Source organism: uncultured Thiocystis sp., from assembly GCF_903866365.1.
Classification (GTDB): Bacteria; Pseudomonadota; Gammaproteobacteria; order Chromatiales; family Chromatiaceae; genus Chromatium.
The window spans coordinates 1-7,565 of record NZ_CAIPNF010000089.1 but is presented as its reverse complement, the minus strand read 5'-3'; the positions used below and the strand labels follow the sequence as shown (position 1 = coordinate 7,565).

7 protein-coding genes and 1 pseudogene are annotated in these 7,565 nt (G+C 61.9%); 2 read left to right on the top strand and 6 right to left on the bottom strand.

What is annotated here, in order from left to right:
• Nucleotides 1–172: 172 nt before the first annotated feature.
• The 3 genes from QZY07_RS05625 to QZY07_RS05615 are packed head-to-tail and all read right to left on the bottom strand — an operon-like array spanning nt 173 to nt 3,384.
• Nucleotides 173–1,522: a class I SAM-dependent DNA methyltransferase gene (locus tag QZY07_RS05625; protein ID WP_295400505.1), complete on the bottom strand. Its 1,350-nt coding sequence runs from the start codon at nt 1,520–1,522 to the stop codon at nt 173–175.
• A 49-nt stretch (nt 1,523–1,571) separates the two neighbouring features.
• Nucleotides 1,572–2,753: an alkaline phosphatase family protein gene (locus QZY07_RS05620; protein WP_295400503.1), complete on the bottom strand. Its 1,182-nt coding sequence runs from the start codon at nt 2,751–2,753 to the stop codon at nt 1,572–1,574.
• Nucleotide 2,754: 1 nt separating this feature from the next.
• Nucleotides 2,755–3,384 (bottom strand): DedA family protein, encoded by a 630-nt coding sequence (locus QZY07_RS05615; RefSeq protein WP_295400501.1) that lies wholly within the window; start codon nt 3,382–3,384, stop codon nt 2,755–2,757.
• A 171-nt stretch (nt 3,385–3,555) separates the two neighbouring features.
• Between QZY07_RS05615 and QZY07_RS05610 the strand changes: the two genes are divergently transcribed.
• Both QZY07_RS05610 and QZY07_RS05605 read left to right on the top strand, forming a co-directional pair.
• Nucleotides 3,556–5,631, top strand: a complete 2,076-nt coding sequence (locus QZY07_RS05610) for a molybdopterin-dependent oxidoreductase (RefSeq protein WP_295400499.1) — start codon at nt 3,556–3,558, stop codon at nt 5,629–5,631.
• Nucleotides 5,632–5,634: 3 nt separating this feature from the next.
• Nucleotides 5,635–6,498, top strand: a complete 864-nt coding sequence (locus QZY07_RS05605) for a hypothetical protein (protein WP_295400497.1) — start codon at nt 5,635–5,637, stop codon at nt 6,496–6,498.
• Here the strand turns inward: QZY07_RS05605 and yhbY are convergent.
• The 3 genes and pseudogenes from yhbY to QZY07_RS05590 all read right to left on the bottom strand — a co-directional run.
• The gene (gene yhbY / locus QZY07_RS05600; RefSeq protein ID WP_295400495.1) at nt 6,495–6,797 is read right to left on the bottom strand and encodes a ribosome assembly RNA-binding protein YhbY; all 303 of its coding nucleotides are present in this window, start codon (nt 6,795–6,797) and stop codon (nt 6,495–6,497) included. The two genes, QZY07_RS05605 and yhbY, sit on opposite strands and share 4 nt — an antisense overlap.
• A 61-nt stretch (nt 6,798–6,858) precedes the next feature.
• Nucleotides 6,859–6,999: pseudogene (locus QZY07_RS05595) on the bottom strand (dihydrolipoyl dehydrogenase); the annotation flags it as partial.
• A 2-nt stretch (nt 7,000–7,001) separates the two neighbouring features.
• Nucleotides 7,002–7,565 (bottom strand): DUF6279 family lipoprotein (locus QZY07_RS05590; protein WP_295400494.1); only part of this gene is annotated, 564 nt, incomplete at its 5' end.

The following is a 7,565-nucleotide window of genomic DNA, read 5'->3' as shown; positions in this document are numbered from 1 at the left end:
GCTACGGCATTGTCAACACAGAAAGTCTATTTCGACGTATCTCTCTGGATCTGGTTGGTTATCGTGTGTATGCTTAAAAATCAATGGCTTGCGTGTTTTGCGCCGATTGCCATAGGGGCGATGCTTTTTGGTGAGGCGCGCCTATTCTACTGTTTTTAAAGAAATATATTATCTACTGAGATCCTAGAGAGCCAAATTTCTCCCGCTCGCCCCGGTACAGCCAGGTGATGGCTGTTAGATTGGCAAGCTGTTCTTCGGTGAACACATGCGAGCGCGCCGACATCATGTGATAGACGTGACGGGCGTCGATCATCAGCGTCTGGTCGTGCAGGTTTTCCGGTTTGCCTTTGTCGAAAAACCAGAGGGTGCAGGGCAGGCTGCGGGTGTAGAAGAATTTGTTGCCGATGGCCATCATCACATCGACATGGCCAGTCTTGACCAGCGTTTCGCGGATGTCGCGGTCCTTGTTGCCGGCGTCCGAGGCGCTGGAGGCCATGACGAACCCGGCGCGTCCGGTGTCATTGAGGTAGGCGTAGAAGTACTGAATCCACAGGCTGTTAGCGTTGGAGATGGCGCCGGTCTTGGCGTTGATGCCGGGCAGGCCAAAGGGCAGGCGGCCGCCTTTGCTGACTTCATCGACCTGGCCTTCGACCTTTTTGGTGTCCACGCCATCCACGTTGAACGGCGGATTGGCCATCACAAAATCGCACTGGCCGATCAGGTTCTCGGCCTGATCGTAAAAGGTATTGCCCTGGCGGATGTTGGAGGCATCCAGCCCATGCACCACCAGGTTCATGCGCGCCAGCTTGGTGTTGGTGTCGGATTTCTCCTGACCGTGGAACGTCACCCTGTCGTTGGCTTGCTGCTTGCGCACGTCTTCGATGAAGTGGCCGGTCTGCACGAACATGCCCGCCGAACCGCAGGCCGGATCGAGCACCAGGCCGTGGTCTGGCTCGATGACATTGACGATCATGCGCACCAGCGAGGGTGGCGTGAAAAATTCGCCGCCTTCCTGCGCGCCGCTCATCGCGAATTTGTTGAGGAAGTATTCGTAGATGCGACCGAACACATCGCCGGTGGCGGCCTTGATGGCGGGACGGTCGAAGATTTTGACGAGGTCGGCCAGCAGGTCGGTTTCAAACGCCGTGTAGCCACGCGGCAGCGCGCCTTTGAGCACGTCGTACTCGGCCTCGATTACGTCCATCGCGGCGTCGATAGCCTCGCCCACATTGGCCCCTTGCGGCAGGCTGACGATGCGCTCAAACCGGGCCGCTTCGGGCAGGTAGATGGCGGCCTTGCCCTGAAAGCCGAGCTTGATCAATTCCTCGCGCTGGGCGGCAGGCACCTGCGATGGGATATCGGCGGCGATTTCGGGCAAATAGGCCTTGAAGCGGTTGTCCGCATGGCGCAGGAAGATGAGGCCCAGCACGGGCATCGAGTATTCGGCGGCGGTGAGCCTGGAGTTGGCGCGCAGTTGGTCGGCGGCATCCCAGAGTTCGTTTTCGAGCTGTTGTACGTTCATCCATCAACTCTCATGCGGTGGCAGGTGACGCTCGGTCTGTCGGGGCGGCTCAAGCCGCCAGCACGCACAGCGGCACCATCAATTCGGCCTCGCTCAGGCCGCCATGGACGCCGATCTGGGGATGTGGCGTTTCGCTGGGCAGGGAATCGCGGATGACGCGATTGCCGCGCGGGAGCAGGCAATAATCGCCGACGCGATCCATAAAACGTGGGTGGGGCGTGCCGAATCCGAACAACCCATCTTCCACCAGTTGCCGACTGCGCACGAGATCGATGCGATCTTTCAGCACTTGTTGGCAGTAGTCCTCGAACATTCTGGCCCGGTCGGCGCGGACATAACAGAAGGCCGCGCGCGGCTCGCCGCACAGTGGCAGCAGCAGACAGTCCGCCAGTTCGGGATGATCGGCCAGGTCGATGTTGTCCTGTGGCGTGGTGTCGATCTGGCCGTGATCGGCGCTGACCAGCAGCAGAGTGTCGGTGCCGGAGGCGGCGGCCTGGAAATCCGCCACCGCCTGCTCAATCTCGGCTAGATGCGCCACGGCCGCCGCGCTGTCCATGCCCTGCTCGTGACCGATGGTGTCCAGTACCGGCCAGTAGAGATAGAGATAGCTCGGGACCGGTTGGCTCGGTCGGCGCCAGCGACGATGGGGGCGGAGAACCCGCAGCGTCTGTCGGAACAGATCTCGCAGACCATCGTAGGCGACGATCTCGGCGCGTCCCTTGTGGGCCAGATTGAAGTCGGAACGGGCGATGAAGTGGGGCGAGACGATAACGCTTCGTGTCTGGATGCGATCGAAAACGGACGCATGGCCAAAGAGTTTGACGGGATCGATGCCAGCTTGGCGATACGACACGCCGCCATATCTGGGCTTGCCGGGAAGCACGGTCATCACGCAACCCAATTCGCGCAGATAGGTATGCCAGCCGGTCAGCCCATGCTGAAGCGGCGCATCGCCGGTAAGATAGGTGGTGATGGCCGCCGCCGTGGTGGACGGAAAGACTGAGGTGATGGCGCCTTGGCAGGCGCGGTTCAGGATGCCATTGGGCGAGTGTCGGGCCAGCCAGTCGGCGCCCAGCCCATCGATGACCAGCAGAATGAGGTTGGTCGCGTGCGCCAGATCGTCGGTTGGTAGCCTATCCAATGCGGGGTCGTCGGGACGACCGCCCCGGGCCCGGATGATGCTGCTCATCAGGTTGACGATTCCGCCGCCCTGGTAATTGGGTTTCTGCATCTCAATTCACTGGACGTTTACGCCTACCAAACAGATAGAGGGCCAAGGCGGCAAAGAACACCGCCGTGGCGATGAGCGCGAATGGCCTGAGCGGTTCAATGACATCGACGATCTTGTGGAAATCGCGGTCCAGATAGAAGGCACCCAACCCGTAAACCCCGACCCAGAGGCTGGTTCCGGCGAGGGTCGCCACGAGAAAGCGCCACCAGGACATCCGCAATGCACCCGCCGCGAGATTGCTGGTCTGGCGCAGACCATCGAGAAAGCGCGCGATCAGCAGCAGTCCCATTCCCCAGCGGTCGAACAGGCGCTCCAGCCTGGCCAACCGCTCGCCCTGCTTGACGGCGCTGGTCAGGGTGCGTTGCAAACCGTAACGGCCAATGGCATAACCGATGATGTCCCCGAGCTGGGTAGCGGTCCAGGCGACCAGCAACACCGTCACGATGTCCAGCTTGCCACTGGCGGCCAGCAGGGCGCAGGCGATGAGCAGGGTCTGTCCCGGCAGCGGGATGCCAAAGCCTTCGACGAGACAGGCGACGAAGAGCGCCCAGAGGCCATAGTGATCAAGCACCGGTTGCAGCCGGGCGATGTCGGCTGTCAAGGTCGAGACAATCGAGGTTTCGAGACTCATGGTCGGCGGTTTCCTGGAGTGATCTTGCTAATGTATATCGCGTCAGCGCGCCTTGGTTCATGCGAGGCAAAATCGATGCACAAACAAGACATGCCACCCATGACGCAGTGTCATCGCTGAACGATCATAGACCCTTTCGGTTCGCCCCATCATTGAAATGAGACTGCCAAGATGCCGTTCAAACCCAGCACCTGCTATGAATGCGACGCCAATTGCGCGATCGAAGTCGAACTCGACGACGCTGGCGAGCCGATCGGCGTCAAGGGGCCAGACTGTCCGCGCTGTTATGTTCAGATCGATCGGCGCAATCATCCCGAGCGCTTGCTGTATCCGCTCAAGCGGACCGGACCGCGTGGCAGCGGTACCTTTGAACGGATTTCCTGGGACGCGGCGCTCGACACCATCGCCGCGCGTCTGACCGAGGTCAAGACCGGGCATGGCGCGCCAGCGGTGGCCTTCTTCGCCGGTTATACCAAGGAGGCGAGGCCCCAGCTTCAGCGTCTGGCGCATGCCTTCGGCTCGCCCAATTATCTGACCGAGAGCGGTTGCTGCTTCTCGGCGACGATGGTCGCGGAGAAGGTGACGCTTGGCTACAAGATCAAGACCACTTCGACGGTGCTCTCGCCCAAGACGCGCTGCCATCTGTTCTGGTCGACCAATCCGCGCGGCTCCATTCCGCCCTTCGATACGCACGGACTGGCGACGCTCAAGTCGGGGCGACGCCTGATCGTGGTGGATCCGCGGCGGACCCCGATGGCCGATCAGGCTGACATCCATCTGCGGATTCGCCCCGGCACCGATGGCGCCCTGGCGCTGGGCTTCCATCATCTGATCTTCGAACACGGCTGGCAGGATCAAGCCTTTCTGGATGACTGGGCGACGGGTGTCGAGGCATTCCGCGAGTACGTCCGCGACTTCACGCCCTCGCGAGTGGCGACCATCTGCGGCATCGCCGAAGCCGATCTGCGCGCGGCGGTCGAACTCTTCGCGACCACCGCGCCGGCGCAGATCACCCTGTCGCCCACCGCGACCGTGCAGCACAGCAACGGCTTCCAGAACCATCGGGCGGTGATTCTGCTCTCGGCCGTGACCGGCAATCTGGATCGAGAAGGCGGGAATCGCTTTTTCAATGACAAGGCGATGCCCAAGCCAATCGAGTTGTTCGACTATTGCCGAAATCAGTTACCTCCTCGGATCGGCGACGAGATCTATCCGGTCTGGACGAAATACTGGCCAGCGGGACAGAGCATGCTATTGCCGGATTGTATCCTCGACGGTCGACCGCAGCGGGTTCGGGCGCTGGTCGCCATGGGGATCAACACCGCCATGTGGCCCAATTCGAAGCGCATGGAGCAGGCGCTTGGCGCGCTGGATTTTTTCGTCGCGACCGATTTCTTTCACAACCCGGCGACACTCCAGGCGGACATCGTGCTGCCCGCGGCCACGAATCTGGAGCGTCCCGCCCTGATCGCCTATCCAGGCTGCGCCTATCAGGGCGAACTGCGGTATCGCCGTCCGGTGGTTGCGCCCAAGGGCGAGGCGCGGCCCGATGGTGCCATTTTTCTGGAACTCGGGGTACGGCTCGGGATGGGCGAACAATTCTGGCAGGGCGACCTTGAAGCCTCCTGGGCGGAGGCGGCGGAAGGCATTCCGGAGGACATCCGCGAGGAGGTCTTCTCCAATCCAGCAGGCGTCACCGTCTACGCGCAGGCCATCGAGGATCTGGTCGAACATGGCTTTCTGGACGCGGATCGGCTTTATCGGCTGCGCGGTTTCCCCACCGCCAGCGGCAAGGTGGAATTCGATTCCGCCGAATTGCGCGCGGCGGGCCATGACGGATTGCCCATCTACCGCGAACCGGCGGAGAGCCCAATTTCGACTCCCGAGATCGCCCGCGACTATCCGTTGGTCCTGACCAGCGGGGCGCGGACCAAGTTCGATACCCACTCCCAGCATCAGCGCATGGAGCGCATGCGCCGCGCGATCCCCAATCCCCTGGTCGAGATCCATCCGATGGATGCCGAGCCACGCGGGATCAAGGATGGCGAGCCGGTCAGGGTGCGTTCGCCCCGTGGCGAGGTGCGGTTTGTCGCCCGTGTGACCGAGGGTATCAAGCCCGGCGTGGTTCACTGCACGCACGGCTGGAACAGCGCCAATATCAACGAGCTGACCGATGACCGTCATCTCGATCCCATCAGCGGATTTCCGCCCTTTAAGTCGGGTCTGTGCGAGGTGGAGCGACTGTAGACCATGCCATTCATTGGTGTACTACCCGAACGCGAGCCTCTCTTCCAGCCCCAACCCCGGTGTGAGGTTGCGGTCAGCGATGCCGCTGCCTGGCGCCTGAATCCCCGGCACCGTCAGGTGTACGACAAGCTCTCCCTTGCGCTCGCCGCCGGGCTGCGGGCGGCGCCCTGCGGGGTCGATCCGAGGGAGTGCGGCATCGCTCCCGACGCATGGGTCTTTGTGAAGCCCATCGTCAATCTCGCCGGCATGGCGGTGCGCGCCCGCGCGGTGGCCGCCGATGCCGTGCCGATGGAGGCCGGCAGCTTCTGGTGCGAACGGCTGCAAGGCGCCCATACCAGCAGCGATTGTCTGGTGCGGGATGGTCGGGCGATCTGGTTCGCCCATACGCGCGGAGCGGACGAGAAGCACAATGAACGCCCCCTCTATTGGGATGTGGGCGTGTCGATGCCGAATCTGGAGCCGATGCTTGCCAAGTGGGTGGCAAAGCATCTCAACGGCTACACGGGTCTATGCAATCTGGAACTGATCGGTGGGCGACCCATCGAGGCGCATCTGCGCGGCTCCAATGGTTTTTTCGACTTCTACGGTCCCGCGTTCCTGCCCGCCTGGGTCGCGCTCGTGGACGGCGAAGCCTTCGAGGTGCCGCCACCGATTCCGGGCGGTCTGGTGATCTCGGTCTTTGGCGCCACGGAACTCAGCCCCGAGCAGCAACAGCGAATCGCCGCGCTGGGGGTCGAGGTTCAGCCGGATCCTCATACCCCGGATCGGGTAGCCATCCTGCGCTGTCAGGATAAATCGGTGGGACTGACGCTGTGCAGGCAACTCGGTCTAAACCAATGGTTCCAGACCGATCCGGACAACCGCTAGAGGTTGGGTAAAACCATGGGGTCGCGCTTTTTCGGGTTGGCGCGATAGAAGGCTGCGACGTTACCGATGCGGGTGACGAGATCGGCCTGAGTGCGCTCCTGAATGACTCCGATCGCGGCGTCGCGTTCCTCGCGATCACCCGCGTTGATGCGGATTTTCAGCAACTCGTGATGGCTCAGGGCAATCTCGATCTCGGCGAGGACAGACTCGGTGATGCCGTGTTGACCGACCAGGACGACGGGATTGAGATGGTGCACCTGCTTCTTGAGCCAGCGCTTTTGTTTTTCGGTGATGGTCATGTGTGGTTCATTGGTTCTTGGTGTGTGAATTGCGGCGAAATCTGGCGGTCTCGAAGTGGGCTGCATTGTAACCGGCGATCTTGCCCTCGTCGCCGGCTTCGTGAAGGATGGGTCGGTCGCCGGTCACGTCCCCGGCGATGAAGACCGGCAAATCCCCGACCTCCATGCTGTTGGGATCGAACGCCGGGAGCCCACGCGCATCGCCTAACAGTCCATCGGCGCCATGCGCGGTTGTTTCTGAAGGTTCAGCAGATCATCGCGCAATTGGCGCAGACGATCGTCGAGACGATCACGTTGGCGGTCGTCCAGGCTGGCGCCGAGACGGATGAAAAGCTCGCCGATGCGTTCGCCAATGGCTTCGCCGTCGCGTTCAAGCGTTGGCGGCAAGTCGCTGAATTCGACCAGCCAGGCCGTCATGAACGCCTTGATCCGGGGTTCGTCAGAGCGGTTTCTCAGAAGGGACAGCAATTCCTCGCGTTTGCGGGTGCGATAGTCGACCAGGGCCGCCTCGGAGTCTGGCATACGTCCAGTGACATCCGCGACGATGTCCGGTTGACCGGCCTTCAACGGTCCGGTCCAGTCCTCGATGGCCTCGACATAGCGCTTGGTGCGTTTTTGTTTCTCCCTGGAGATCTCGCGCGTCGCCAGATCCTCTCGGTCTTTTCGGGCCTGTTTGCGGAATGTGCGTTCCAGTGCGTCGATTTGGGCGGGTGTCAGATCCGCGAGCAAGGGCGCCGCGAGGGTGACCGCAAGTTGGGCGTGGCGCCG

Coding starts and splice junctions, on each gene's coding strand:
- QZY07_RS05625 (WP_295400505.1), bottom strand. CDS start 1,522: ATGAACGTACAACAGCTCGAAAACGAACTCTGGGATGCCGCCGACCAA.
- QZY07_RS05620 (WP_295400503.1), bottom strand. CDS start 2,753: ATGCAGAAACCCAATTACCAGGGCGGCGGAATCGTCAACCTGATGAGC.
- QZY07_RS05615 (WP_295400501.1), bottom strand. CDS start 3,384: ATGAGTCTCGAAACCTCGATTGTCTCGACCTTGACAGCCGACATCGCC.
- QZY07_RS05610 (WP_295400499.1), top strand. CDS start 3,556: ATGCCGTTCAAACCCAGCACCTGCTATGAATGCGACGCCAATTGCGCG.
- QZY07_RS05605 (WP_295400497.1), top strand. CDS start 5,635: ATGCCATTCATTGGTGTACTACCCGAACGCGAGCCTCTCTTCCAGCCC.
- yhbY (WP_295400495.1), bottom strand. CDS start 6,797: ATGACCATCACCGAAAAACAAAAGCGCTGGCTCAAGAAGCAGGTGCAC.